This is a genomic window from Thermosipho sp. 1070 (genome assembly GCF_001682135.1).
Taxonomy (GTDB): Bacteria; Thermotogota; Thermotogae; order Thermotogales; family Fervidobacteriaceae; genus Thermosipho; species Thermosipho affectus.
On the sequence record NZ_CP007121.1, the window covers coordinates 1,121,364 to 1,145,366 of the forward strand.

22 protein-coding genes and 2 pseudogenes are annotated in these 24,003 nt (G+C 29.8%); 12 read left to right on the forward strand and 12 right to left on the reverse strand.

The annotated features are described in order from the left end of the window. The first annotated feature begins 5 nt into the window (after positions 1-5). The 7 genes from clpP to Y592_RS05680 all read left to right on the forward strand — a co-directional run bounded on the left by clpP (position 6) and on the right by Y592_RS05680 (position 5,667). On the forward strand, positions 6-584 hold the full coding sequence (clpP, locus tag Y592_RS05650; protein WP_232218230.1) for an ATP-dependent Clp endopeptidase proteolytic subunit ClpP: 579 nt from the start codon (positions 6-8) through the stop codon (positions 582-584). A 48-nt stretch (positions 585-632) separates the two neighbouring features. Next, complete coding sequence (locus Y592_RS05655; protein ID WP_075666031.1) at positions 633-1,391, forward strand: YebC/PmpR family DNA-binding transcriptional regulator; 759 nt, start codon at positions 633-635, stop codon at positions 1,389-1,391. A 1-nt stretch (position 1,392) separates the two neighbouring features. Then, positions 1,393-2,115 (forward strand): hypothetical protein, encoded by a 723-nt coding sequence (locus Y592_RS05660; RefSeq protein ID WP_075666032.1) that lies wholly within the window; start codon positions 1,393-1,395, stop codon positions 2,113-2,115. After that, complete coding sequence (locus Y592_RS05665; RefSeq protein ID WP_075666033.1) at positions 2,054-2,908, forward strand: CheR family methyltransferase; 855 nt, start codon at positions 2,054-2,056, stop codon at positions 2,906-2,908. The genes Y592_RS05660 and Y592_RS05665 overlap by 62 nt, the downstream gene beginning before the upstream one ends. A 9-nt stretch (positions 2,909-2,917) precedes the next feature. After that, positions 2,918-3,463, forward strand: coding sequence for a signal peptidase II (gene lspA, locus Y592_RS09240; RefSeq protein WP_075666721.1), 546 nt, complete (start codon positions 2,918-2,920; stop codon positions 3,461-3,463). Further along, on the forward strand, positions 3,372-4,247 hold the full coding sequence (locus Y592_RS05675; protein WP_232218164.1) for an RluA family pseudouridine synthase: 876 nt from the start codon (positions 3,372-3,374) through the stop codon (positions 4,245-4,247). The genes lspA and Y592_RS05675 overlap by 92 nt, the downstream gene beginning before the upstream one ends. A gap of 100 nt (positions 4,248-4,347) precedes the next feature. Further along, positions 4,348-5,667 carry a glutamine synthetase family protein gene (locus Y592_RS05680; RefSeq protein WP_075666035.1) on the forward strand — a complete coding sequence of 440 codons (1,320 nt, stop codon included), beginning with the start codon at positions 4,348-4,350 and terminating at the stop codon, positions 5,665-5,667. A gap of 4 nt (positions 5,668-5,671) precedes the next feature. Here Y592_RS05680 and Y592_RS05685 read toward each other — a convergent pair whose 3' ends face one another. The 7 genes and pseudogenes from Y592_RS05685 to Y592_RS05715 all read right to left on the reverse strand — a co-directional run bounded on the left by Y592_RS05685 (position 5,672) and on the right by Y592_RS05715 (position 14,046). Further along, entirely contained in the window at positions 5,672-6,544 is an 873-nt protein-coding gene (locus Y592_RS05685) for an MJ1477/TM1410 family putative glycoside hydrolase (protein WP_088368918.1), read from the reverse strand. A gap of 4 nt (positions 6,545-6,548) precedes the next feature. Beyond that, complete coding sequence (locus Y592_RS05690) at positions 6,549-8,804, reverse strand: DUF2194 domain-containing protein (protein WP_088368919.1); 2,256 nt, start codon at positions 8,802-8,804, stop codon at positions 6,549-6,551. Then, positions 8,801-10,192 (reverse strand): exopolysaccharide Pel transporter PelG, encoded by a 1,392-nt coding sequence (pelG, locus tag Y592_RS05695; protein ID WP_075666038.1) that lies wholly within the window; start codon positions 10,190-10,192, stop codon positions 8,801-8,803. Before pelG ends, Y592_RS05690 begins: the two co-directional genes overlap by 4 nt. A gap of 1 nt (position 10,193) precedes the next feature. Beyond that, positions 10,194-11,609: pseudogene (gene pelF / locus Y592_RS05700) on the reverse strand (GT4 family glycosyltransferase PelF). Then, complete coding sequence (locus Y592_RS05705; protein ID WP_075666039.1) at positions 11,602-11,994, reverse strand: hypothetical protein; 393 nt, start codon at positions 11,992-11,994, stop codon at positions 11,602-11,604. The pseudogene pelF and the gene Y592_RS05705 overlap by 8 nt, the downstream one beginning before the upstream one ends. A 1-nt stretch (position 11,995) precedes the next feature. After that, positions 11,996-12,853, reverse strand: coding sequence for a hypothetical protein (locus tag Y592_RS05710; RefSeq protein WP_075666040.1), 858 nt, complete (start codon positions 12,851-12,853; stop codon positions 11,996-11,998). Further along, a complete protein-coding gene (locus Y592_RS05715) occupies positions 12,850-14,046 on the reverse strand; it encodes a hypothetical protein (RefSeq protein ID WP_075666041.1) in 1,197 nt (398 codons plus the stop codon). Before Y592_RS05715 ends, Y592_RS05710 begins: the two co-directional genes overlap by 4 nt. A 454-nt stretch (positions 14,047-14,500) precedes the next feature. On the opposite strand from Y592_RS05715, the gene Y592_RS05720 reads away from it, so the two are divergent. The 5 genes and pseudogenes from Y592_RS05720 to Y592_RS09245 all read left to right on the forward strand — a co-directional run bounded on the left by Y592_RS05720 (position 14,501) and on the right by Y592_RS09245 (position 20,304). After that, positions 14,501-14,995: an HD-GYP domain-containing protein gene (locus Y592_RS05720; protein WP_075666042.1), complete on the forward strand. Its 495-nt coding sequence runs from the start codon at positions 14,501-14,503 to the stop codon at positions 14,993-14,995. A gap of 170 nt (positions 14,996-15,165) precedes the next feature. Beyond that, positions 15,166-15,482 (forward strand): annotated as a pseudogene (locus Y592_RS09350) (DUF5317 family protein). Between the two features lie 49 nt (positions 15,483-15,531). After that, positions 15,532-16,173, forward strand: coding sequence for a tRNA (adenosine(37)-N6)-threonylcarbamoyltransferase complex dimerization subunit type 1 TsaB (gene tsaB / locus Y592_RS05730; protein ID WP_075666043.1), 642 nt, complete (start codon positions 15,532-15,534; stop codon positions 16,171-16,173). After that, positions 16,166-18,625, forward strand: coding sequence for a DNA mismatch repair protein MutS (gene mutS, locus Y592_RS05735; RefSeq protein WP_075666723.1), 2,460 nt, complete (start codon positions 16,166-16,168; stop codon positions 18,623-18,625). The genes tsaB and mutS overlap by 8 nt, the downstream gene beginning before the upstream one ends. Beyond that, positions 18,622-20,304: an HD domain-containing phosphohydrolase gene (locus tag Y592_RS09245; protein ID WP_232218166.1), complete on the forward strand. Its 1,683-nt coding sequence runs from the start codon at positions 18,622-18,624 to the stop codon at positions 20,302-20,304. Before mutS ends, Y592_RS09245 begins: the two co-directional genes overlap by 4 nt. On the opposite strand, the gene amrA is transcribed toward Y592_RS09245, so the two are convergent. The 5 genes from amrA to Y592_RS05765 are packed head-to-tail and all read right to left on the reverse strand — an operon-like array spanning position 20,298 to position 23,970. Continuing rightward, positions 20,298-20,816 (reverse strand): AmmeMemoRadiSam system protein A, encoded by a 519-nt coding sequence (gene amrA / locus Y592_RS05745; protein ID WP_075666044.1) that lies wholly within the window; start codon positions 20,814-20,816, stop codon positions 20,298-20,300. The genes Y592_RS09245 and amrA overlap by 7 nt on opposite strands. Further along, positions 20,813-21,322, reverse strand: a complete 510-nt coding sequence (locus Y592_RS05750) for a DUF6115 domain-containing protein (protein ID WP_075666045.1) — start codon at positions 21,320-21,322, stop codon at positions 20,813-20,815. Before Y592_RS05750 ends, amrA begins: the two co-directional genes overlap by 4 nt. After that, entirely contained in the window at positions 21,319-21,894 is a 576-nt protein-coding gene (locus Y592_RS05755; protein ID WP_075666046.1) for a DUF4897 domain-containing protein, read from the reverse strand. Before Y592_RS05755 ends, Y592_RS05750 begins: the two co-directional genes overlap by 4 nt. Before the next feature lie 5 nt (positions 21,895-21,899). Next, positions 21,900-22,763, reverse strand: a complete 864-nt coding sequence (locus tag Y592_RS05760) for an ATP-binding protein (RefSeq protein ID WP_075666047.1) — start codon at positions 22,761-22,763, stop codon at positions 21,900-21,902. Between the two features lie 13 nt (positions 22,764-22,776). After that, positions 22,777-23,970 (reverse strand): L-cysteine desulfidase family protein, encoded by a 1,194-nt coding sequence (locus Y592_RS05765; protein WP_075666048.1) that lies wholly within the window; start codon positions 23,968-23,970, stop codon positions 22,777-22,779. Positions 23,971-24,003 lie beyond the last annotated feature (33 nt).

Here is a 24,003-nt window from a genome sequence, read left to right on the forward strand (position 1 = left end):
TCCCAATGGTAGTTGAAAATACCGGAAAATATGAAAGGGCTTATGATATTTATTCCAGATTATTAAAGGATAGAATAATCTTTTTGGGCAGCGCCATAGATGATCATGTTGCAAATTTAATAGTAGCACAGCTTCTTTTTTTAGAAGCAGAAGATCCAGATAAAGATATACAATTGTATATAAATTCTCCGGGTGGATCTGTAAGTGCTGGGCTTGCCATATACGATACTATGCAATATGTTAAATGTGATGTTGTCACAATATGTATAGGGCAAGCAGCATCTATGGGTGCTGTTTTGCTTGCTGGAGGTGCAAAGGGGAAGAGGTTTTCGCTGCCTAATAGCAGAATCATGATTCATCAACCATTAGGTGGCGCGGAAGGTCCTGCAAAAGATGTTGAAATTATGACGCGTGAACTTTTGAGAATAAAGAATAAGATTAACGAAATATTAAGTTTTCACACGGGTCAGCCAATTGAGAGGCTGGAAAAAGATACGGATAGAGACTTTTTCATGACACCTGAAGAAGCGCTTGAATACGGTTTAATAGACAAGGTTATTAAACCGGAAGATAGGAAAAAATGATTTATGGTATAATTAATGTGTTAAGGATAATTTGAAGGAGGTAAAAGAATGTCGGGTCACAACAAATGGGCAAATATTAAACATAGGAAAGCGGCCCAAGATGCAAAAAGATCTAAAATATTTACAAAATTGATTAGAGAGATTATAGTTGCTGCAAGAGAAGGCGGGGGAGATCCAGAAACAAATCCAAGATTAAGAGCAGTTATAGAAAGAGCAAGAGCGGCAAATATGCCAAAAGATACAATTGAAAAATCCATAAAAAAGGGTACAGGTGAACTGGAAGGTGTAGATTACCAGGAAATAATATACGAGGCATATGCTCCTGCTGGAGTTGCATTGTACATTTATGCTATGACAGATAATAAAAATAGAACAGCTCAAGAATTAAGGCATCTTCTGAGTAAACATGGAGGTTCTCTTGCAGAGAGTGGTTCTGTTGCGTGGTTGTTTGAAAGGAAAGGAATTATTGAAATTCCGAAAGAAAAAGTTGCAGACTTTGAGGAATTTGCAATGGTAGCAATTGATGCAGGAGCAGATGATATTGTTGAAGATGATCCTATACAGGTTATTACAGCTCCAGAAAATATGACTGAGGTAAAAGATAAGTTGGCAGAAAACGGTTTTGAGGGAGAAGCAAAGGTAACCTTTATCCCAAAAAATACCGTTAAAGTAACGGGTGCAGATGCAGAAAAAGTATTGAAATTGATAAGTATTTTGGAAGATAATGATGATGTGCAAGAAGTTTATGCAAATTTTGATATAGATGACAAAGAAATGGAAGAAATAATGGCCAAACTTGAAGGATAAAATGAAAAAAATAGTTTTTTTGTTTTTGTTTTTGCAAATTCTAAGCTTTGCCCAAATATTGGATTTTTGGGTAGATCCTTTTTTCGATACGTACGGTTTTTCTATTACTCAAGACATCGAATTTTGGAAGGTTAAAGCCCTGCTTCGATATGATATTAATGTTAATTGGGAGCAGGGCTTTCCTGTATTTGAAGCAAATGTTCCAGAAATTTTTTTTGATTTAAATGCAAAGATCTATTCCGTTGAGTATGGTTTTTTTCACAGAAAAGTTCCATTTTCTGTATTTGTAAATCCATATGAAATGGGTTTGAATGTAAGATATGGTTTTACAGGTTTTTATAATGATTATTGTTATTTTTCTGGAAATTTTTTGGATGTATCCTTTAAAGAAGGCTTAATTAATGTTGGACTAAAATACAAAGATTTCAGAATTTTTTATGAAAAATTTTTAGAAAAGAATATCTTTGGGATTCAAATAGATGATTTGATCTTTTTTTACGATGAATACGGGCTAGAAGCGGCGTTGTATTTTCAAGACGAGTATTTTGGACTGTATTTTAATCCTGTAAATAATTTGCTAGGAATGGCTATTTTCAGCAAAAATAATTATTTATTTATAACGCAAGAAGAAATGTACATGAATGTAAAGTGGGGTGAGATTAATGTCTTTGGAAGATTTCAAAAAGAGAAGAGAAAGTTTGCTTTCGGGTTCAAAATTTGGTGATACACAAGAATTTTCTATGGAGGAATTTCAATGGTTTTTAGAGCAAGTAAAAAAGCAATTTAATTTTGATTTGACAGGTTATAAACCACATAGAGTTAAAAGAAGAATAGAGATGTTGATTAAAAAATATAGACTTAAATCTTATAAAGATTATTACAATTTGATTTTGAAAGATGAAAAGAAGAAGGAAGAATTTTTTGATAGAATGACTATAAATGTTACGGAATTCTTTAGAAATCCAGAGAAGTGGTGGGAACTAAGGGATAAATTTTTACCTCAACTTTTAAAGGAAAGTGGTACAAAGTTTAAAGCATGGAGTGCGGGATGTTCTACAGGAGAAGAACCGTATTCTCTTGCGATTTTACTTGAAGAATTAAGAGCACCAAGTACAGCAAAAATTCATGCAACGGATATAGATATAGGTGTTTTAACAAAGGCAAGAATGGGTGAGTATGAAGAAAGATCCTTTGTTAGTACTCCTCCACAATATTTAAAAAAATACTTTGATTTAACAAGCAAAGGGACTTATAAAGTGAAGGATATAGTAAAAAAAAGAATTTTATTCAAAAGACATAATTTATTACAAGATCGTTTTGAAACAGGATATGATTTGATTTTGTGTAGAAACGTGGTAATTTATTTTGAATTGGAAACGAAAATGGAGTTGTACGAAAAATTTGCAAAGTCCTTAAGACCAGGTGGTTTGTTATTTATAGGGAACACTGAGAGAATATTTAATTACAGGCAGTTGGGATTTGAAGTTGCATCACCGTTTATTTACAGAAAGTTGTGAGGTGATTTTTTGTTTTGGATAACGTTAGCATTTGTTATCGACCAAATTACTAAATATATTGCTACAAATTATTGGAGGTTTAATCCAACTAAGGTATGGATATTTTATTTCACATATGCGACTAATAAAGGTGTGGCATTTGGTCTTTTTTCAAATTCAAAAGAAATAGTTGTTTATTTAACACTTGCAATTACCATCTTTTTGTCTTTGATACCTTTGATCAAAAATTTGGATTTTTTAACGAATATGTTTTTAGGATTTATCATTGGTGGTGCATTGGGAAATATAGTGGATAGAATTAGATTTGGATATGTAGTTGATTTTATAACTATGCCTTATTGGCCAACTATATACAATTTGGCGGATTTCTTTATACTTTTGGGTGGTATTGGAATTGCAATATTATCATTGTGGAGGAGAGATATTGGAAATTCAAGTAACAGCGCGGGAAAAAGGATGGAGATTGGACAAGTTTGTTCAAGAGATAGCTCCAAGTTGGATATCAAGGACGTACATACAAAAAGCAATCAAGAGTGGGGAGATAATAGTAAATAATGAGATAAAGAAACCAAGCTATAAATTAAAAAAAGGTGATGTGGTTTTTTTTGAGTTGCCAGAAGAACCCAAAAAAGTGGAAATTGTACCAGAGAATATACCTATAGATGTAATTTATGAGGATAGAGATATAATTGTTATAAATAAAGCTCCAGGTGTGGTGACTCATCCCACACCTTCCTTTATTTCTGGTACGTTGGTTAACGCTTTGATGTACCATTGTAAAGATTTTCAGGGGATAAGTGGTGAATTAAGACCCGGGATAGTACATAGATTAGATAAGGACACAAGTGGAGTTATAGTTGTTGCAAAAAATGATAAAGCTCATCAAAGCTTATCTAGTCAATTTAAGGAGAGACTCACAGAAAAGACTTATATTGCAATTACTTCTGGAGTTATAAAAAAAGATTATGGAACAATTGATGTACCACTTGGAAGGAACCCAGTTGTGAGGACAAAAATGGCCCCTTTAGAATGGGGAAAAAGTGCTTTAACATACTATAAAGTTTTAAAAAGATTTAAAGTTGCTACACTTGTTCTTGCCTTTCCAAAAACGGGAAGAACCCATCAAATAAGAGTACATATGAAATACATAGGCCATCCTCTTCTTGGAGATGAACTATATGGAAAAGGAAAAAAGGATGAAATATTTGAAGTTAAGCGACAAATGCTGCACGCTTTAAGACTTTCGATTTTTCATCCTACAACTGGAAAAAAGATGATTTTTGTTGCCCCCCTTCCTTCTGATTTTAAACGGGTGATAAAGAATCTTTCGGAAATTTAATAAAAAATCTTGTAAGAGTTGATTTTTGCTAAATAAATGATATAATCAGAACAAATAAGGCTTATGTGCCTTATTATTTCTTTTTAGGGGGTGTTTTGTTATGGGGATAGATGAGATTTTTGAGGTTATTGAGAGGGAAAAGATAAAATTTATAAGGTTGCAGTTTACCGACATTAACGGGATATTAAAAAATGTCGAAATTCCTTCGAATGATTTAAAAAGGGCGTTTGAAAGAGGGATAATGTTTGATGGTTCATCAATTGAAGGGTTTGTTAGGATTAATGAATCGGATATGTATTTAAAGCCAGATCCAGCGACTTTTGCAATTCTTCCATGGACACTTGAAGGTCAAAAGAGTGCAAGAATAATTTGTGATGTTTACAAATATGATGGTACACCTTTTGAAGGGGATCCTAGGTTTAGATTGAGAAAAGTTATGGAAGAGGCAAAGGAATTAGGATTTGTCCCTCACACAGGCCCTGAAGTTGAATTTTTCTTGTTGCCAAGAAAAGATAATAAACCTGTATTTGAATTTTTAGATGAAGGTGGATATTTCGATCTTTTGCCTGTAGATATTGCAGAACACTTAAGAAGTGAAGTTGCTGTAATGTTAGAAGAGATGGGGATAGATGTTGAAGCTACGCATCATGAAGTTGCTCCATCACAACATGAAGTAGATTTTAGATACAGTAATGCTCTTTCATCCGCTGATGCCGTTCAAACTGTAAAGTTAGTTATAAAGACGTTAGCGGTAAAGAATAATTTATACGCGACATTTATGCCTAAGCCATTTTTTGGAATTAATGGTAGTGGGATGCATGTGCATATGAGTTTGTTAACAAGTGATTTAAGTGAAAATGCGTTTTACGATAAGGAAAAAGATGATATTTCCGATATAATGAGGTATTTTATAGGAGGTTTAATAAAATTTGCAAGGCCTATAACGGCGATTACAAATCCAACTGTAAATAGTTATAAAAGGTTAGTTCCAGGATATGAAGCCCCTGTAAATGTCGCTTGGTCTCTTGCAAATAGATCTGCACTTATTAGAGTACCAATGGCAAGAAAAATGGGGACAAGATTAGAATATAGAGCACCTGATCCTTCATGTAATCCGTATTTAGCTTTTACTGTTTTAATTAAAGCGGGGCTTATTGGTATAAAGGAAAAAATAGAACCACCAATGCCAGTTGAGGAAAATATTTATCATATGAAAGAAGAAGAAAAAGGAATTTTTGGGATAAAGTTGTTGCCGGAAAATCTTAGTGAAGCTATAAATGAAATGGAAGGTTGCGAAATAATAAAAGAAGCACTTGGTGAGCATATATTTTCCAAATTTATAAAAATGAAAAGAAAAGAATGGAGAGAATATTCCACATTTGTAAGTGAATGGGAAAGAAGAAAATATGAAATAATATGAGGGCTTAATTGCCCTCATATTTTTTGTAGTATTTCAAACCAAGTGATATATCTTTTAAACGTTGATTTTTATTTGCGGGATATCCATAAAAATGATATTTTTCGCATAAATTAATAAATTCTTTTAAGATATTTTCATTATTTGGTGGGTATATATAATCTGTAACAAGAACAAATTTTTCAGAGTTTTGTATTTTGAGTGTGTACGTAAGTCTTTTTTCACTTTTTAGTTTTCTATTTTTGTAAAAAAATAGAGTTTCAATTCCTATTCCATCTATTGATTTTATGTACAAATTATTGAAATCAAAGTCTATAATATCTTCTCCATTTTGAGGTACAATTAAAAGGTTATTTACTTTTTCTTTTATTTCGCTTAAAAATCTTATCATTTCATTTGCTGTAAATATTATCTCATAGCCATTTTCTGACCAATATTTATAAGAGTCTATTAAATCGAGGTAAAGACCGTCTATATTGTATGACAAAATTTTATCTATTGTTTTGAAAACTATATTTTTCCATTCGCTATACCAATATTTTACTTTGTAATTTCCCTTCCAATATTTGTTTTCTTTTCCAAGCCATTTTGGTGGATTTTTTTTCCAAGCATCTTTCCAATAATCTCTATAGCTTTCTGCCTCGCCGATGCTTAAGTATGCAAGGATTTTTGTGCCGTCTTTTTGGAGTTTTTTTAGATAAACTTTGTCTTTATCATTTAAGTAGAAAACATCTATAACCAGAAATTTTGGAGTATAAAAGGTATAGATTTTTTGTAAATCTATATTTTGAAGTTGATATATAAACGGTACATTTATCTTTTCAATACTTAGAGTATATATTAAAATCATAAATATCAGGAATAAAGTTATATATTTCATATTATCACCTTAGAAAAGTTATAACTACTTTTGATGAAGTTGTTTTTAATATGTATATATCGTTTTCGGGATAAAATGCCACTATGTCACCTCCCAGTATGCTTCTTATGGGAATTTTTGTGCGTAAAAGAAAATATTTTGGTTTTAAAGCAGATGGTGAAATAATTATTTCCATTTTATCTTTTTTGATATTGTATTCGTATTTTTGTGTTAAAAAATCAAAAAAATAAGGATATGCCTCTGAAGCAGTTTGATTTTCTAACCATGGAAAAGTTATCTTAACTTTGTAGTAGAATGTACTTAAATAAGACAATAGCTCTTCCCATGTTTTGTTTTTAGGATTTCTGTCATTTGAAAAGAAGTCATCTGGGTGTATAAAGTGTTGGAAAGAACCAAAATTTGCAAGGGTGTTTATGGAATTTAAAAGGATTTTCTTAAGTGGATAATAACCATATGTGGATCGTGGTATTACAATTGCAAAGTTGCCGATAATTTTGTATTCTGAAAAATCATCATTAGATGTGTAAGTGGTACCTATTGTTTTTATTTCTGGAAGTGCCTTTAGTAAATTTTTTATACCAAATTTATCTATTATATTATTTGGAGCTACATAACTATTTATAAAAATAGGATGTCCTAAAATTAATTGGATAAACTTTTTGGCCGATTTAAGACCTTCTTGTAGGTTTTTTTCATTTTCCCAATTTCTTTTTAAAAGTGAAAGATGATTATATCCGTGTAATCCAAGTTCATGTTCGGAGTTATCGATTTCAACTAATGCATTTGAGGGTTTATCTGAAATTAAAAATTCGGAAAAATCAAAAGGTGGATTACTTGCACCATTGTAACTTAAAGGTGTAACTATTGTGTATTTTATATTGTAGCTTTTTGAAAAATCTTTCATGTCTTTCCACCATATGTTATAGTAAAAGTTTGTATCATTTATTCCCTTTTTAACAATTTCATACGACGGAATTGGAAAATCGTCTATATAAAATATAAAAGAATTTAAAAATCCCATTATGTTAAAATCCTGCATATCAAGGATGCATTGTAAAATTAATCCCCTTGTTTCTTTTATTATAATTGGTGGATAAATGTATCCAAGGTATCCATTTTTTTCTTTTTTATACCAAATTACTGGAATGTTTTTATCACTTACAAGATAAGATAGAATTTTTTCATTATGTAAATCCACATTGAAAGAAATTTCAAAACTTCTTTCAATTTCAATGCCGTTTTTGGTGTTTTTTAAAGGAAATATTTCTTTTTTAAAGAAAATTTTTTTGACGATATGTTCTTCAGTTTTTATGTTGTTTTTCCAGGGAGTATTATAAATATTTGTTATGTATAAAATTGTACCTCCGTTATTTAGAAACATCTCTGTATTTTCAGAAGAAATGAACTTTGAATTTGTACACCAAATTATATATTTATATGGTAAAAGATCTATAAATGATTTGTTATAAAAGTCATCTATTATTGTTATATCAAAATTTATTTTTGCGTATTCTAAAGTTTTTTTTAGGTCATATTGAATCTTTGTGTAAAAGTTTGAATCATATGTATCTTTTACGATTAGTATTTTGTTTTTCATTCCAACTTGTTTTGTCAAAAATACGTCTATTAGCTTTTCAATGTTGAGTACAACCTTTTCGTTGTTTAAAAAGCTATTGAAAATTGCACATCCACCTCTTGGAGAGATAAATATTAATGGATATTTTGTATCTTTTGATTTTAGATCTAAAATAATTTTTATATCTTTTGCAAAGATTTTGTATTTTTCAACAGGTTGTGGTAATGTACTTGGTGTTGCTGTAAAAAAATCCTTATCATATGTAATTTCAAAATTTTTTAAGACTTTGTATCCATACATATAATGTATACCTATCTTGTTCAATAGGTTGTTGATTTCCCTTTGTTCAGTTGAAACTCCTAAATTGTTAAAAAAGAAAAATATACCGCCTTCTTCAACAAATTTAGAAAGTTGTCTTAAGTATACTTCGGGAGTGTTTAGTTTTGTTGAGTAATACCATGAGATTATCCCAGTATAGTGTTTTGATGAGATGTTGTAGTAATTAAATTTTTCAATGTCTGCTAAATCAAAATTTAGGTTATTTTTTTCAAGGAGGGGAATTACGTGATCTTTTAGCATGTATTCTCCGTATTCTTCAGAGCCTTTGTAGAGAAGTAAGATCTTTTTTTGAGAAAATGATAGGATGCTTAAGATTAGAAAAATTGTTAATAATATTTTTTTCATCTTTTCACTCCTCTAATTAATTTTCCTTCTGGAAGAGAAGGATTTTGTCTGAAAAATTCGATTTTAATTATATCTTTTATTTTCTTTTTAAGTAATGTATATGAAACCATAGTTCCTATTAAAAATGAAAGGGCATATCCTGCACCAAGGGATGCATAACCTATCTTTGAGACTAAAATGTAGCTTAAGAAAATATTCAAAAATAATACTGCTATATTCAAACTAAACGCCAAATTTCTAAAATCGAAGTATAAAATTAATAATATTACCATGAGGTAAAAACCGTTGAGCATTGCCCCTATTAGTCCCAGTCTTAAAATAGGTTTTGAAAGTTCATTTGATATAGGGAGAAGTTTTAATTCATTTAGTATAAAAAATAACGTGGTAATTAATATTTGAATCTTTATGGTAAGTGAAATACTTTGTAAAAGTTCTTTTTCCATTTCATCTTTTATAGTTAATATCTCGGAATATACGTATCCTTCCTTTAGTGAAGTGTAAAAATGTTTATATTTTTTATAAAACCTTGTTTCAAGTACCAATATAAACATGGTAATTGTGGGAATTATAGTTAGATAACAAAAAAACATGGGACTATCGTATATAAATGAAAATTTAAATCCGTCTATTAATTCCTCTCCAAAGTTTGGATTATTCCACACTATAAAATCATCAACCCATATAGCAAGATAATACGAAACCCCTATTAACATAAGTTGCCAATATTTTTTTATTTCTTTTACCCATTCGAAGGAAATTTTTTGATTATTATTTCCAAATGTGTTATATACTGTTATAAAATTTGTTATTATACCCACAGTTATACCTAATGCATAACCATATATTTCCGAAAGGTTGTAGTAGGAAAATAATTTGGAAAAAACAATAGAAGATATACCCATTAATACATATGATGTAATGTACCAATTAATTTCGTCAGTGGAAATTGCCGCAATTGAAATTAACCATAAGACAAGTAATGAGAGTGTAAGATAGGTAAATGAAATAATAAATTTAAATGGTTGGGGATTAAATAGAAAAAATAAAACAAGAAAGATAATTAATAAAGTTGCATTTGCTACAATTATTCCCAATGTTTCAGGGAGAATTTTTTCATATTCTTTTAAATACATAATATCTGAAATTCTCCTTGAAAGAAACATAGAAAAAATCCCTGATATTATTATAGAAAAAATAAATCCATATATGATCGCAGTATTAAAGTAAATGTTAAATATATTTAAATAGTTAAGTATTATCCACAAAGATAAAGTGGTAATAATCCATGGACCTGAAGCGGTCAATATAGAATAAAGTATGGCAAGTGCATCTGTCGAAACTCTATTTTGAAAGAATAATTTATTTAATTTAAATCCGACTCCCGCCAAGTTATTCCACCACCGAATAGTATAGTTTTTTGTAGTTTCCCACCATTTGATCTAACCTATATCTTAACATTACCCTTTTTTTTCCTATTTCTGATGCTCTTTTTCTAAAAGAATCGTCTTTGTACAAAGTGATAATTGCATTTGCCATGGCTTTAAAATCTTTGGGCTTTACGACAATGCCAGCAGGACCTATAATGTCTTCTTTACTACCGTATATTAATTCTCTACATGCCCCAACGTTTGTTGCAACTACTGGAATACCTATTGATAATGCTTCAAGTATAACTAGTGGTTGACCTTCACTTACACTTGAAATTAGAAGGATATTTAATTTATCGTAATATTCTTTTACGTCAACCATTCCAGTAAATTCAACCGTGTCTTTTAAGTTGAATATTTCTACCATTTCGTAACATTCTTTAAAGTAATCAGGTTCCTCATCGGTAGGACCAATTATGTATAACTTGAAAGATTTTATTTCATCTTTTGCTATTCTTGCAGCTTTTATTGCTGTCTTTATATCTTTTATTTCTACAACTCGTCCTACAATTCCAATGGTAAATGGTTGTTTTTCTTTTCTGTATTGTATGTCTTTGAATCTTTCTACATCAATACCATTTGGTATTACAAGCATTTTTGAGTGTTCACTGCAGAGTTCTTTTTCAAATTTTTGGTTGTCTTCAAATAATGTTGTTATTTTCTTTGCACCTTTGTATACAATTGAGCTTATTGTGTTAAAAAGTTTTATCCACCCTGTTTTGAATTCTTCTTTAATTCAATCCGAACGTAGTATTTCAAGTTGTCTTTCTCTGTGATATATACCATGTTCAGTAAGAATCACGGGTTTGTTGTATTTTAACCCATTTAAAATAGCTGAAATTCCTGCATATCCTGTGGTGATTGTATGGTATATATCGCATTTTGGAAGATCAATAGCCATAGAATTTAAAAAGGGTATCATCATAGAATATAATGTCCAGTAGTAATTTGGAAAATTCTCAAAAGGCAAGTATTTTTCATAGAATTTTAGTATTGAACTCCAATAGAACTCAGATTTTAGGAAACTTGTAAAGTCGAAATTGAGATTTTTCTTAAATAGATAATATAAATCCTTTCCCATTTTATTTTCATTAAATGGATAGGTTATAATTTTTCCTAGAGAATTGGTAAATTTTTTTGTTACTTTTCTTTTATTTTTAAATTTGTATTTTGCAAAGAGGTAGAATTCAAAATAATCTGTTACGTTTTCGGGAAACACGTATTTTTGCTTTCTTTCTCTTGGAGTATCACCCACATGAATAACGCAAAATTCAATATCTTTCATGTTTTTTATTAAAGAATGTCCCCAGTTTGATACGCCTCCCACCACGTAAGGATAAGTACCTTCAAAAAGTAGACCTACTTTCAGATTAATCACCTTCCAAGATTTTTTTTAGTTTTTTTTCCGATGGATTGTTTTTAATTATATAAAGCCCTATTTTTTGTGTATATGATAAATTTAATTTTTCAAGTTCTTTGATTAGTAAATTAAATTTTAAACTTTCGGCAAATTTGTATTTGTTAAAATCCTTTAGTGTTGAAGAAATTAAGATGAGGTATTCTACTTTAGATAAGTCTTCAATACCAAGTTCTTTTTTATGGTACAATTCGTTAAATGTTTCGTTCATTTTTATGTATAAACTTCTTTTATTCCAAGGCAGTTTTTTTAGTTCATACGGTGATTCAATCACCGCTTGATTGTAGTTTATTACAATTATTAAAATTATTAAAATGAAAGTTATAATAAAAAGGATTTTATCCATGTTATCCCTCCAAGAGTATTTTTAGTGCTTCGTTTTTAAATGAAAAGTTATAAGAGTAGAAAACGTTTAATAGTTCTTTTACCTCTTTGATATTACGTTGTTTTAGATAATATAACATTGCTTTTTCAAATAGAGGTTGAAATTTTAGTTTTTTTAGTTTTTCATCTAATATTTTTTCAATCAAGGTATTTTCTCCTAATTCTTGTAATACATCTAATAACAAAAGGATTGCTTCTATATTAAGAGGATATTTTTCTAAGAATTGTAGAAGTGTTTTTTTTGTAGAGATAAGTATATCTGTTTTTTGATTTTCGGTAAGAAATGGAGAAAGTGCATAATAGAATGAATACCTTGCGTATTCTACTTTATTATTGATTTTTGAAAGTTTTTCTAAAAGTAAATTTTCAATATTGTTTATTGCTTCAGTTGTGTATAAAATTACATCTTGGTTTGTTTCTACTTTTATGACTAAATAAAGTAGACGAAGACCTTCCAAAAAGTCTATTTGTTCTTTTTTTAGTAGTTCGAATAACAAACGTATAGCTTCCTTTTTTTGTGAAACACTTCCGTGTTTTATGATTATGTTAAATGGTGCAAGATCAACACTTTTAAAGTTTGGGTTGAATGTTTCAATGTTTTTTTCTTTAAATTCTATAGGGATATATTTTGGTTTTTTTTGGGTTATTAATAATGTTTTTATTATTGGATAATACGGGAAAAATATAATAGATCCAATAAGATCTGATACTTTTAGATCTATTAAGTTTAGTATTAGATATAGAAAGAAGAAGAATATATTTAATTTTATTAAAGAAAGAATTCCAAAAATAAGTGATACAAATATAATTATTTTTTTCATTCTTTTGTATAAGCCTCCAGTATGTTTAGTTTCCTTTCGGTTTTAATTTTGTTTAACACGCGATTTAGTCCTTGGGAATTGCAAGAAGTTAAGAGAATACTTAGCTTGTTTTGTAACGGATTGTAAAAAACAAAATCAGTTTCTCTGATATATTTTCTTATCTTGCTAATATCAAAATCTTTAGTAATAGAAGCTTCGATAAGTGAGTATGGAATTTTAAACCTTTTAAATCTTTCATCTATCTTTTCAAATACGGCTTTAAATTTTTCTATATCTGTAGTTATAGTCTGCTTTTCAAGTTCAATTGAAACATATAGAAGGTTTGATAGCCAATCTGATAAAAGTTTAAGATATGTTTCCGTATTTTTGTTTATTTTCTCAGGGTCCATGTTTTCAATTAGGACAAAACCTATTGTTTTATTTCTTTGAGAAATTTTTGTAGCCATTATAGGTTCCATAGAAAAGTCTACATTTTCATCTGAAATGTACAAAACACTTACAGATGCAAATCCTAAATCATTGGCCATTGAAATTATCTTTGATTTTTCTATTGGAAATGAATTTGGAAGGATTTGTGGACCTTTTCTAACTTTTAATCGTAAAAAGTTGTTCTTACTTAGAGTATATATGGAAACAGTTATGGCGCTTACAAAGTCGTATATTAGTTCCACTGCTTCATTAAATATGTCTTCAGGATTATTAAATTCTATTTCTTTTAATCTATCCACAAACAAAGAAACTCCTTTATTTTCAAGGAGTAGCTTGTTTTGAAGGTCATTAGTCAAAAGTTTATATTTTTCTATAGTTTTTTCAAGTGCTTTTATTTTTTCATTTAAAAGATTAATTTGTGTTTTTTGTTCATTTATTTTTTGTACATAGCTATCTCTAAAAAATCCGGTTATGAACCCCATAGATAGAAGTACTATCGGAAATCTTAGAACGGGCCAAGTAAAGATAACGGTAAAAATATTTATATTGTAGTGGATGTATAAAGATAAAAAATAGAAAAATAAACTAAATGTGGATGAGAAAAAAAACATGTCTAAGCCATGTCTTATAGATATATATATGTTTAATATGCAATATGGATTTGGATAAGATAAAACGTATCCGTAGTATTTGAAAATAATATCAAATGTAAAAAGAAGAGAATTAAGGAGAATAATTTCTATATAGTTGGAGTATTTTTTCATCCTTTTTCACCATCCTTACTATATTATAACAAATTTTAAGAGTTTGTTATAAGCTGTTTTTTAGATTGAATTTAATATTAATTTTATTACAAATTTGATTATGTTTTTTTTCAAGAAAATATTTTAAAATAATTACGAAAAAAATAAAGAAATAGTTGGAAAAATCCATTAGTTTATCAACGATTGTGCGGAATTTTTTTAAATTAATATAGAAATATTTAATATTATAATAATATTGAGTTTTGAATCTAATAATTTAGAAGGAGGGGAGAAGGTATGAAGAAGATGTGGAAGAAAATTATTGTTTTCGCACTTATTGCTTTGCCATTTGTAATTGCTACTGTGGGAAACCTTACTCTTTGGCCATCAAAAGGAGGAAAATAAGTTAGAGAGAAAAAGCAGGTGATACGATGGGGAATTTTTTGAAGAATTTAGATTTGGAAAAGAATATGTTATTTATAATGGAGAAAATGTTTCAAAACTTACCGTAAAAATGGCAAAAGAGCTAGGGTTTCCCGATAAAGATTTAAAGTTAATTGAGATTGCTGGAGTATTACATGATGTGGGAAAAATAGGAATTCCGGATATAATTCTTTTGAAAACAGATAAGTTGTCTTTTGAGGAGTACGAAATAATGAAAGAACATTCTAAAAAGGGATATGAAATATTAAAAAATATAACAGAGTATAAAGATACTATAGCAAAATGGGTGTTGCATCATCACGAAAGATGGTATGGAAAATGTTACCCAGATGGGTTGTCAAAAGAAGATATTCCAGTTGTTTCTAGAATATTAACTATATGTGATGTTTTTGATGCACTTACAAGTGACAGGCCGTATCGAAAGGCATGGAAGAAAGAAAGGGCAATATTATTTATAGAGGAAAATTCGGGAGTGATTTTTGATCTGGAAATCGTTAAAATATTTTTAAGTTTGGTAAGGATTTAGTATTAATGATAGTATATATCTTTTTAATCTCTTTTTTTACTTCTATATTAACTAAAAGAATAAAGTTTGTAGTAGAGAGAAGATATAGGTATTTTTATTTGTTCCCAATACCTTTTGTTCTTCAGGTTATACCGTATTATAGGGAGATTTTAATGCCACTTTCTTTTTCTATGTTAATAGTGCTCTTATTATTAAACAAACATATTCCGGGGTTTTCTTTGATAACAATTGGAACAGTTTTAAATTCATTTGTTATGATGATAAATGGTTGGAAAATGCCAGTTTTAAAAAGTCTTGTAAAAAATTTGCGCTTCCTATAGGTATGAGGCATGTGGTTGTTGACACGTTTAGTTGGAAAATATTTCTCGGTGATTGGATACCTGTTATTTTGCCGTGGAAAGAATATTATATAATAAGTGTGGGTGATATTTTCGTGTATATTGGTGTTTTTTTGTTTTTGTTAAAGATAAAGAAGCGGGATAGATAAATATCCTGCTTTTTTTTATGATAAAATTGAAAGAAAGGAGGTATAATTGATGAAAGTTTTTGCAATTGATACATCAACACCGCAACTTGTAGTGTATTATAGAGATGAAAATAGGATTATTACTCAAACTTTAATGGCAAAAGATAAACATACGAAAAATTTGAGTATTTTGATGGAAATACTCAAAGGATTTGAAATAGATTTTGATGAATTAGATGTAGTTGGTATAGGAATTGGTCCGGGAAGTTTAACGGGGTTAAGAATTGGTATATCATTTGCCTTAGGACTTTCTATAGATAAAAAGATAGTTACAGTTCCATCGACAAAGATAATAGCGGCAAATCTGTTGTATTGTGGTAAAGATATTGTAGTTGTACGTAAGGCAAGAAGTGGATATATATATGGTGCAATATACGATGATAAATTATCCGTAAAAGTTTCTCCATTTGTCGAAGAAATTGAAAAATTTAAAGAGAGGTTAAATGGAGATTTTAGCGTTATAGGTGATGCTGCAGAATTTTTCGGGAAAAAATTTCCTGAATTTTTTGACTATCCCCAACCTGAGAGATTGGGAATGCTTGTGGAAAAAGAAATAGAAAATGGAAATTTTGTAGATAAAGTTGATCCACTTTACATACAAAAATCTATTGCGGAGATTAATTTTGAGAAAAGACACAGAAAGGATGGTTGACTTGGAAAAGTTAACGCCCATGATGAAACAGTATATGGGAATTAAATCAAAGTATAAGGACGCAATATTGTTATTTAGACTTGGAGATTTCTATGAAGCGTTTTTTGAGGACGCTGAGGTAATTTCTAAAGTTTTAAATATAGTGTTGACAAAAAGACAAAGTGCTCCAATGGCGGGAATACCATACCATGCACTTGAAAATTACTTGAAAAAGTTGGTAGAAAGTGGTTACAAAGTGGCTATTTGCGAGCAAATGGAAGATGCATCTCAAGCAAAAGGAATTGTTAAAAGAGAAGTTACCCGTGTTATTACCCCTGGAACAATAATTGAGGACGAACTTCTCTCAAGTGATAACAATTATTTGATGTCGGTTATTTTTGAAGAAAATTATGTTTCAGCCTTCATTGATGTATCTACAGGTGAGTTATTTTTAAAAAGTTTTGAAAAATTAGAGGAATTAGTTGACTATGTAAAAATTTCGAATATTTCTCAAATAATCTGTGATGAAAAGTTGTATGAAGATTTAAAAAGAGAATTACCAGATATTTTTGTTGAGAAATTGGATGAATGGTATTTTCAAGGGTATGATGAAAAAATGAAAGAGACGTATAAATTGGCATCTGTTGATCATTTTGAATTATTAGAATCTGAAAAAAAGGTTTTGGGAGGACTTTTAAAGTACTTAGAGTACACTTTAATGGATAGCAAGGTACCACAAAAACCCAAGAAATTAGAAAAAACAAAGTATATGGTCCTTGATTCAAAAACAGTGGATAATTTATCTCTTATTCCCGGGGAAAAAGGTAAGAATCTTTTTGATGTGTTGAATCAGACCAAAACTTCAATGGGGGCAAGATTATTAAAAAAGTGGATTTTACAACCTTTAAAAGATAAAAATGAAATATTAGAAAGACAGGGGTTAGTAGAGGCTTTTTATAATGATCAATTACTTTTAAATGAGATAAGGGAGTATTTAAGCGGAGTTTATGATATTGAAAGAATTTTAACAAGGCTTAGCTATGGAAAGGTTTCACCAAAAGATTTGATATCTTTGAAAAACAGTCTTTTGTTGATTCCACATATTAAAGAAGCTTTGAGCACAAATAAAAAATTGGAAGATTTTGCAAGTAACTTAGATGAATTTAGGGAAGTGGTGGTGTTTCTTGAAAGAGCATTATATGACGAACCATCAAACTCACCTGGTGATGGAAATGTAATTAAAGAGGGATATTCTGTTGAGTTAGATGATTACAGGAATTTATTGTTTCATTCTGAAGAAAGACTGAAAAAATTTCAAGAATTAGAAAGGCAAAGAACTGGTATTCAAAAGTTGAAAGTAGGATTTAATCAAGTGTTTGGATATTATATTGAAGTACCAAAAGGACAGATAAAGAACGTTCCAGAAGATTATATAAGAAAGCAAACGTTGGTAAATTCAGAAAGATACATAACGCAGGAATTAAAAGAATTTGAGGAAAAAATAATGTCTGCACGCGAGAAAGTAGAGCTTATAGAAAAAAGTTTATTTGAAGAAATACGTGTGAAACTTTTAGATTATGTGGAAAATTTAAGAGTACTTGCACAAAAACTTGCACAGCTAGATGTTGTAAGCAATTTCGCAATGGTGTCTAGACTGTATGGTTATACAAAGCCAGAATTTACAGATAGTGAATTTAGTGTAAAAAATGCAAGGCATGCTGTAGTTGAGAGATACATTTCAGATTTTATTCCCAATGATATTTACATGGATAAAAAAAGAAGAATGTATATTATTACGGGACCAAATATGAGTGGTAAGAGCACTTATATAAGGCAAGTTGGATTAATTGCCATAATGGCTCAAATTGGATGTTTTGTACCAGGAGAAAATGTTAAACTTCCCATTTTTGATAGAGTATTTACGAGAATGGGTGCAAGAGATGACATCTCAACTGGCAAAAGCACTTTTTTAGTTGAAATGAGTGAGGTAGCTTTGATTTTGGATAAAGCGACAAGAGAGAGTTTAGTGCTTTTGGATGAAGTGGGGAGAGGTACAAGTACATTTGATGGAATAAGTATTGCCTGGGCGATGAGTGAATACATATATAACGAAATTGGGTGTAAGACAATATTTGCAACACATTTTACCGAATTAACGGAGCTTTCAGATGTGTATGAAGGAATAAAAAATTTAACAATAGCAGTAAAAGAAACAAACAATGGTGTGATATTTTTACATAAGGTTATTGAAGGAGTTGCAGATAGAAGTTACGGTATAGAGGTAGCACAAATTGCAGGTATTCCTGCAGGTGTTGTAGAGAGAGCACGTGAAATATTAGATGTAATTTCAAAGAAAAGTGAATTGGAAAAAAAAGTAAGTGTGTTAAAACAAGGACAACTAAAGAAAATAAAAAGTAAGAAAAAAATACCAAATGGACAACTTTCACTATTTGAGGGAGGTGTTAATGGTTGAAGTTAAAGGACCTCCTTTTTAAAAGTTATATAAAAATCATTGTTTTTGGATTGATTATTTTGTTTTTAGTACTTTCTTTATTTTATCTTTTTGTAAATTTTCGTATAAATAAACAGATTGAAGATATGTCCGTATCCTTTGTCAAAAATACCATGGAGATTTTTGAAAGAACTTTAAAGAGTTTTAATTGGTATTTGGATAAAGAGTTAGAATCATCTATTTCATATTTGGAAATGAATCCAGATGAAGGAGAAAGAGTTTTAACTTTACTATTTTCAAAGGCCCCTTTCTATTTTAAACATGCATATATGGATGTTTTAGATTTTAATGATTTAGATAAAAAGTTGAGAGGAAAACTCAGTAAATCTGTAGATTATTATATTAAAAAAAATATCGTTAATGGAATTTTCAAAAATAATCTGTATATTAGGATAAATGATAAAATATATGTTTTGAGAATGAGTTTGCCACTTGAGTTTCTAAAGGATACTTTTAGTGAGATAAATGATATGAGTAAAAATTTTAAATTTATATCTTCAGTTAACGTTTGTGATTCTTCTGGAATGCCCATTTCAAAAAGATTTCTTAAAACAGATTTAAGTGAAAAGGACTTAAAAAGAGTTTTTAGTGATAGTATTTTGCATATAAAAAAACAAAGAGGAATTTATACAATATATTATCCATGGAAATTTGAAAGTGAAAAAGAAGTTTTTGGACCTTTACTTTTAAGTGTGTCATTTGACTTTTCGTATATATATAAAGTCCTTTTTTATATGTCGTTAATAATTGGCGGTGCAGTTTTAATAGGTATTTTGTTTTCTATAAAGCTTTCAAAGAAGATTTCTAGAAGATTATCTAGTTATTTTGAAAAATTGATTTCCAATATGAGAGAGTATAGAAAGACAAAGATATTTGATGTGAATAATTTTGAAGATTGTGAGATAGATGAAGTTAATGAATTAATACGTGAATATGAATACATGATAGAAGAAATGTCTGCAACATTTCAAGAATTAACTGCCATGAATGAAGAATTAGAAAATAGTTACAAAGAAATAGAACGTGTAAATGATGAGTTAGAATCGGCATATTTGGATTTTAGTATAAAACTTTCAAAAGTTGCAGAAGGATACGATGAAAATACAGGGAATCATATAGATAGAGTGGGGATTTTGTCGGCGTTTATAGCAGGAAAGATGGGGTTTTCAAGGGAAATGGTTTATAAAATAAGACATTATGCACCATTGCATGATATTGGCAAGATTTTTGTTGATAGAAATATTTTAACGAAAAATGGAAGATTGACAGAAGAGGAATGGGAAGAGATGAAAAAACACACGATATACGGTGCACGTTTAATTGGTGATAAACCACATTTTGAAGTTGCAAGGAATATAGCACTATATCATCACGAAAACTGGGATGGAAGTGGATATCCATACGGCTTAAAGGGAGAGGAAATTCCTATTGAAGCTGCTATAGTTCATCTTGTAGATGTTTACGATGCACTTAGATCGGAAAGGCCGTATAAGAGGGCATTTACACATGAAGAGGCTATGAAAATAATAATGGAAGGCGACAGAAGGACAAAACCAAAACACTTTTCTCCAAAAGTATTGGAGGTTTTTGTAAGGTGCGAAAAGACAATTAAGAAACTTTGGAAAAAGATTTATCAGTGATATCTTTGTACCGTGAATTTATATATTTCGAAATTTTCTGAATATATACCTGCTTTTAGTTTTGCAATTCTTATTTGTTCATCTGTTGAATTAACACCTTCTATATCTGGAAGTAGAAGCCCTCTTCTGTTCCCTTGTTTTACTATTATTCCATATTTTTTTGGATCAAGTTCTTTAATTGAGTTTACTTTTTCTGTTTCACTTAGCACATCTACAGATACAATAATTGAACCAAGTTCTTTTTTTGAAAGTGGTAAAAACCTTGGGTCTTGTGTTGCAGCAGCGATTGCATTATTTCTTATTTCTAGAGCAAGATTTTCTTGAGTAGGTTTAAACGTTCCTATACAACCCCTTAAATTTCCATCTGTAGTATGTAGAGTTACAAAACAGCCCGCTTTTTTTTCGAATAATTCTTTTGGCAATGAGTTGTCCGGATTTATTATTTTTGAATATAAAACATAATTTTCTATTACCTTTATTGCCCATTTTACATATGGATGTTCTCCAATCATAGTTGTCCTCCTTTCGAGCGGAGAAATAAATCTATTATAAGTCTAACTTCGCCGATACCTATACCAAATTTTTTAGCAATTTCTGCTTCACTAGCACCGTTGTTGTAAAGTTCGATTATTTTTTCTTCCATTGTTTTTTCTGTTTTTGGTTCTTTTTTTATTTCATTTTTTTCTTCTAGAATTATTTTTTCTTCTTTGATTATATTTTCCTGTGTTTTTTGTCTATTTTTTTCTTTTAATTGAGACATATCCAAAAGTACCTTTGAATAAAGGTCGTTAATTTCAGAAATTAAATCGTTGACTTCTTTCATTTTTTGTTCTAATATTTCCAACTTTGAATCAACAAAAGTTTTTACCCGTCCCATTAACTGGATGAGACGTTCTTCATCTTCTTTCAACTTTTCGGGTTGATTTTTGGTAGAATACAGATGCACAAGGTATGTTCCCCATGCAAATGAAACACTAAAGATAGTTGATAATAGCACTAGCCATTCAACAAAACTCATTTTTTCCCTCCATAGATTACCGTTGGAAAATTTTTAAGTGTATTTCCAGACCAATAGAGTTTGTTTTTAATTATACTAGTTGGGGTAGGTTGAGCAGATATCAGAGCACTTTCTTTTGGGATATATACTATAAATGAAGAATTTTCATTTGGATTTATTTGTATGTTGCCTAAACTTAATGTGTATTTGTTGTTGCCTATTGTGACTAGGTTTTCTATTACGGCAATTTCTTGTATTTCTAAGATTCCTGCCCTTTCTGAGGCAGAGTTTTTGTACATTTTTACACTCATGTTTTTTCCGATTTCTTCTGATATCTTTTTGAAATAATCAAGAAAGGTAGCAGATGAATTTTGTGTATAACTTACTTTGTAGTTTTCCATTTCCTTTAGATCGTTAAAAGAAAGCCCTGCGATGGTTGTTATAGTTGCAGCGTTTGAATAATCAGTTTCAATGATAGTTTGATAATATGTGATATCGAATTTTGGTTTTCGATTAAATATTGTGAAAAAATCAAATATTAAAAATGCTACTATCATGAAAAGTAATATGTAAAACAAAGTTTTGTTTTGCAAAAAAATTACCCCCTTATCCTTTCTTTAGTTCTACAAAATTTACATATGTTACTAGTCGTTGGATATCCACATTTTTCGCAAAATTTTATTTCTATTTTTTCTTCAGGTAAGAATTTTTTCATCTCTAAAATGCTGTATACGATGTTTAATTTTTGATCCCTAGAAAACTCTATGTTTGTTTTGAATTTTTTTTGTGTGCTTTTTAGAGAGTTTGGGCAAGCACAACCAATATATGGAAGAGATTTTAGTTTTGTGTATGTTAAAATTTCTTCTTCTGTTAAAAAGTACAATGGTTTAATCCTTCCAACTAGGTTTTTTTCTTTTATTGTAGGTGTTAAGGGACCTGTTCTTTGAAGTTGTGTTATGTTTTTGTTGAACATGTTGTTGAATATGAAAAAGACCTCATCATCTAAATTATGACCTAAAACCACATAATCAAAATCATTTTCGAATGCGTATTTGTTTAATATATATCTTCTTATCATTCCACAGTATGAGCAAGGTTTATATTTTATATCCATTATTGTAAACCCTTCTTCTTTTTCTAAATCGTATATAGTTAACTTTTCATTTGTCATCTGTGTGATTTTTAGTGCTATTTCTTCGGATTTTTCGGTAAATACGGGGATTCCAAGTCGTATAAAAAAGTATTCTATTTTTAAATTGAATTTTTCTTTTAATTTTGAAAGAATGTAGCTTACTGCTACAGAATCCTTTCCACCTGAAATTGCAACAAGTAATTTTTTATTTTTGATTTTGTATTTATCCAAAAATTTTCCTATTTTTCTTTCAAAGTATTCCACAAAATGGTCTTCGCAAAGTCTTGGTGATTTGAAAATAGCTTTTTTCTTACAATGTTGACATTTCATAAAGTACCTCCCTTTAGCATTTTCCAATGAAATCTAATACATCACGGTCAAATTGTTTAACAGAATTTGTAAGTTTTCCCACTCTTCTTATTGTCTCTTCCACATCTTCTGCAACTATTCCATTTCCACATGGAACGTCTATATTGTGTAAAGCTAAGTTGCTTACTTGTAGAGCAGTAAGAGTACCAGTTATAGCTTTAAGTGCACATCCTCTTTTGGCACCATCACACGTTAATCCAAAGAGTGTACCTAAAGTATCATTTATTGCATTTTTTATTTGTTTTTTATTCCCATTGTTTATATAAGTTAATCCTGCTGCAGCCCCTGCTGCTGAAATGGTTCCAGCACCGCAGATGGGGGTTAAAAGTCCTGTGTATGCCTTTATATATATTGTAACTAGTATACTTAATAGTGTGGCTTTTAATAATTTGTCTTTTGAAACTTTGTCTTTATATAAAGCAAGTGGTAGTATACAGGACAAACCTTGATTTCCACTTCCAGCCACCGTCATTACAGGTTTCAAAGCACCACTCATTCTTGCATCTACACCTGCACTTACATACTTTACATACTCATTTATTGCGGCATTTGAGAAGTTTCCTTCTGTGTTTATTCCAAATTTTGCAATTTCCAGATTCATTTCAATGGCTTTTTCAACGAAGTCTAAGATATCTGTATCTGGATTTTCTATGTAATCTAAAATCTTATCTATGGAAAAGTTTTTAATTTTTTCTATGCTTGTTTTTTTAGGATTGAATTTTTCATTTTTAATTACTTTGCCATCAATCACTATTTTTGCAATGTTATCATGTTTTCCCTCAATAAGTATCTGTACATTGTTATCTGAGATTATAGTTGTATCCACAAAAAGGTAATTTTTTTCGTTAAGAGAGATTTTTACTAAATTTTTTATTTTCATAGCACTTTCCAAACATTTTGGATTTATATTTTTTAAAACTTCTAAACCTTTTTTTGCATCTCCACATATGTATCCCAAAGATGCTGCAAGTTCAAGCCCAAATATATCTGTGCCTGGTATATTTACTACCAAACCATTTTTATACGTATTCTTATCCAAAGATATTTCTATTGCTTTTAATTCACCTGTTGAATGCTCTTTTCCAACTGCTGTCGAAAGTGCGATTGCTATAGGTTCTGTGCAACCATATGCAGGTTTAACTTGGTCAAAAAAAATTTCTTTTAGCATAAAAATCCCCCTTTCAAAAGAATTATACCATAT

What these genes read in the sequence shown, in the direction of transcription:
- clpP (WP_232218230.1), top strand. Translation starts at nt 6, where the DNA reads ATGGTAGTTGAAAATACCGGAAAATATGAAAGGGCTTATGATATTTAT.
- Y592_RS05655 (WP_075666031.1), top strand. Translation starts at nt 633, where the DNA reads ATGTCGGGTCACAACAAATGGGCAAATATTAAACATAGGAAAGCGGCC.
- Y592_RS05660 (WP_075666032.1), top strand. Translation starts at nt 1,393, where the DNA reads ATGAAAAAAATAGTTTTTTTGTTTTTGTTTTTGCAAATTCTAAGCTTT.
- Y592_RS05665 (WP_075666033.1), top strand. Translation starts at nt 2,054, where the DNA reads ATGTCTTTGGAAGATTTCAAAAAGAGAAGAGAAAGTTTGCTTTCGGGT.
- Y592_RS05680 (WP_075666035.1), top strand. Translation starts at nt 4,348, where the DNA reads ATGGGGATAGATGAGATTTTTGAGGTTATTGAGAGGGAAAAGATAAAA.
- Y592_RS05685 (WP_088368918.1), bottom strand. Translation starts at nt 6,544, where the DNA reads ATGAAATATATAACTTTATTCCTGATATTTATGATTTTAATATATACT.
- Y592_RS05690 (WP_088368919.1), bottom strand. Translation starts at nt 8,804, where the DNA reads ATGAAAAAAATATTATTAACAATTTTTCTAATCTTAAGCATCCTATCA.
- Y592_RS05705 (WP_075666039.1), bottom strand. Translation starts at nt 11,994, where the DNA reads ATGGATAAAATCCTTTTTATTATAACTTTCATTTTAATAATTTTAATA.
- Y592_RS05710 (WP_075666040.1), bottom strand. Translation starts at nt 12,853, where the DNA reads ATGAAAAAAATAATTATATTTGTATCACTTATTTTTGGAATTCTTTCT.
- Y592_RS05715 (WP_075666041.1), bottom strand. Translation starts at nt 14,046, where the DNA reads ATGAAAAAATACTCCAACTATATAGAAATTATTCTCCTTAATTCTCTT.
- tsaB (WP_075666043.1), top strand. Translation starts at nt 15,532, where the DNA reads ATGAAAGTTTTTGCAATTGATACATCAACACCGCAACTTGTAGTGTAT.
- mutS (WP_075666723.1), top strand. Translation starts at nt 16,166, where the DNA reads ATGGTTGACTTGGAAAAGTTAACGCCCATGATGAAACAGTATATGGGA.
- amrA (WP_075666044.1), bottom strand. Translation starts at nt 20,816, where the DNA reads ATGATTGGAGAACATCCATATGTAAAATGGGCAATAAAGGTAATAGAA.
- Y592_RS05750 (WP_075666045.1), bottom strand. Translation starts at nt 21,322, where the DNA reads ATGAGTTTTGTTGAATGGCTAGTGCTATTATCAACTATCTTTAGTGTT.
- Y592_RS05760 (WP_075666047.1), bottom strand. Translation starts at nt 22,763, where the DNA reads ATGAAATGTCAACATTGTAAGAAAAAAGCTATTTTCAAATCACCAAGA.
- Y592_RS05765 (WP_075666048.1), bottom strand. Translation starts at nt 23,970, where the DNA reads ATGCTAAAAGAAATTTTTTTTGACCAAGTTAAACCTGCATATGGTTGC.